At 78.0% G+C, this 2,423-nt stretch carries 2 protein-coding genes; both read right to left on the reverse strand.

From position 1 onward, the window contains the following. Positions 1 to 210, reverse strand: a 210-nt coding sequence (locus EBN88_RS29565) for a hypothetical protein (protein ID WP_147472913.1), incomplete at its 3' end; no start/stop codon positions are given. After that, positions 207 to 2,315, reverse strand: coding sequence for a type VII secretion protein EccB (gene eccB, locus EBN88_RS29570; RefSeq protein ID WP_199742536.1), 2,109 nt, complete (start codon positions 2,313 to 2,315; stop codon positions 207 to 209). The genes eccB and EBN88_RS29565, both read right to left, overlap by 4 nt. Positions 2,316 to 2,423 lie beyond the last annotated feature (108 nt).

Here is a 2,423-nt window from a genome sequence, read left to right on the forward strand (position 1 = left end):
CGAGGCCAGGGCGCCCCGGCGCAGCGCGGCCAGCACCCGCCGGTCGGCCCAGCCGCCGCCGACGCGCAGCAGCGCTCCGGCGGCCAACGCGAGGCCCCCGCCGGCCAACGCGTACCCCCACGGGCTGGCGATGGCCACGCCCGTGGCGACACAGCCGACCGCCGCCTGAACGGCGACGGCGCGCCCCCGCCACGGTTGACGCTCCCTCATGCGCGCCGTCCCTCCCTCTCCTGATCGAGCCCAGCGACGGCGGCGAACGCCTCGCCGCCAGAGGCGGCTTCGGCGGAGGGCGCGGCGCCGGTCGCCGGTCCCCCAACGACGTCCACACCGGACGGCCGGCGGTGGGCGGCGGCTCCGCCGGAGTCGGCCCCGGCCGAGACCGCGCGGCCAACGGCACCAGCACCGGCGCGGGTCATGCCGGGCGGCAACGCGGCACCGGCACCCATCCGCGACGCACCGTGACCGAACACCCCACCGCCGGTGGACGTTCCTCCCGAGGCCGCGCTGCCAGGTGCCGCCACCGCGGCGACGCTCACCCGGAGCGGCCGACCACCGGCGACGACTCCACCGGACGCGACGTCGCCGCAGGAGGCGCCGCTGTCGGCCGGTCCGTCGAAGACGTCCCCGAATCCGCGCCCGCCGAAGGCGACTTCGCCTGCCGCACCATCAGGGACCCGCACCGCGCCAGCGACACCATCGCGGAACACCTCGGTGCCGGAGGCAACCCCGCCCACGGCACCACCGGATGGCCTCAGCCGCAACGTGACAACCGCACCCGCCCCCAACACGGCGCCGCCGGAGGCAACCCCGCCGGAGGCAACCCCGCCGGAGGCGGACCGCTCACCCACCCCACCCACCGGCCCGAGGCCGGCAGCGGCGCCCAGCCCCAACGCGCCGTCGCCGTCCGCCCCGCCACCGGAGGCGCCGCGTTGTTCTCTCGCGGCGGCCTGGGGGTCGAGGACGGGGCCGGTCGGCAGGAGGCCGACATAGCTCTGTGGGACGGACGGCGCGTCGTCCGGCCGGTAGCCGAGCCGTTCGACGGCGTCGGGCGAGGCGAACGGGTAGGCCGTTCCGCTGTCCGTGACCAGCGTGAACGTGCCGCCGGTGCCGGCGGACGTCGTGGCGCGCACCACGGCCCCCGAGCCCGGCGGCAGCCACACCGCGTCGAGGAGGCCGAGCCGTTCGCCGTCGGCGCTGGTCACCGGCGTGAGGTCGGCGGGTTCCGGCAGGGCGTCGGGGAGGTGGACCACGGCCTGCCAGGGCGCGTCGCCGGGTTGGCCACCGGGCGGGGTGGAGACGCAGACCGGCTGGTCGCGGCCGGGTTCCTGGGCGCGCGGCAGGGCGTCGGGCCAGGCCCGGTCGCCGGGCGCCGGCTCGTCGGCGCGGGGGGCGCGGGCCGCGTCGGTGAGGCTGATGGCGTGGTCGGCGCCGGCCTCGGCGCTGAGCAGGGTGTGCAGCAGCGGCGAGACCGTGACCAGCCCGTCGGGCCGCACGAGGTAGAACTGCTGGGCCGCGCCGCCGGACTCGGTGTGTGCCAGGTCGCCGACGAGGGCGTCGAACGGCAGTCGCGCGGACGGGGGTTGCCCCGCGCCGGCGCCCGGCTCGGGTATCTCGATGGCCGGGCCCTCGGGCACGGTGGCGATGATCTGGCGGGGCAGCGGGACGGCGTTGACCTGCTGGAGTCCCAGCAGGTCGCGGATGCCGGGCGCGAGGGCGAAGCGGCGGCCCTCGGCCAGCAGCCACAGTTCGCCGCCCTCGCCCTCGACCAGCACGGTCGCCCCGCCCTCGGTCCCGGGCTCGGCGGTGACGCCGGGCACGGCGAGGTAGAGCGCGGTGTGGGTGGGCGGGCCGCCGGTCTCCGCCGGGATGGCGCACAGCGTCCAGTCCCCGTCGGTGAGTTCGTCGGCGTCGGGCAGCGCGTCGGGGGCGCCGGGGATGCCGACGGGCAGGCCGCGCGGCGCCTCGTCGAGGGTGGACTGCCGGACCTCGGTGAGCTCGCCGCCGGCGACCAGCAGGGCTGAGGCGAGGTTGAGCGCGGGGTGCACCACCCCGTCGTTGACCACATAGCGGTCGCCGCCGTCGCCGACGACGACGGCTCCGTTGTCGGGCAGGTCGGGGCCCCGGCCGCCGCCGAGCCAGCCGGCGATGCCGAAGCCGGCCATGATGAGGACGCCGAAGGCGACCCCGCCGCCGAGCGCCCGGTTGAGGCGGCGGCGCGGGTCCTGGCGCGCCTCGTCGGCGCCCCGGATCAGGGTGGTGGTGCGGCGGCGGTTCTCGTAGGCGTAGGCGTCGGCCTGTTCGCGTGTGGTGGCCATCTATCGGGTCCGGTTCCGGGCGTGGGGACGGGCGGGAGAGCGGGCGGGGGAACGGGCCGTGGTGGAAGGGCCGTTGGCGTCGGGCGTGCCGCGCAGCCAGTCGAGGGG

The sequence above is a fragment of the Streptomyces triticirhizae genome (assembly GCF_003696235.1).
GTDB classification, from domain to species: domain Bacteria; phylum Actinomycetota; class Actinomycetes; order Streptomycetales; family Streptomycetaceae; genus Streptomyces; species Streptomyces triticirhizae.

Coding starts and splice junctions, on each gene's coding strand:
- eccB (WP_199742536.1), bottom strand. CDS start 2,315: ATGGCCACCACACGCGAACAGGCCGACGCCTACGCCTACGAGAACCGC.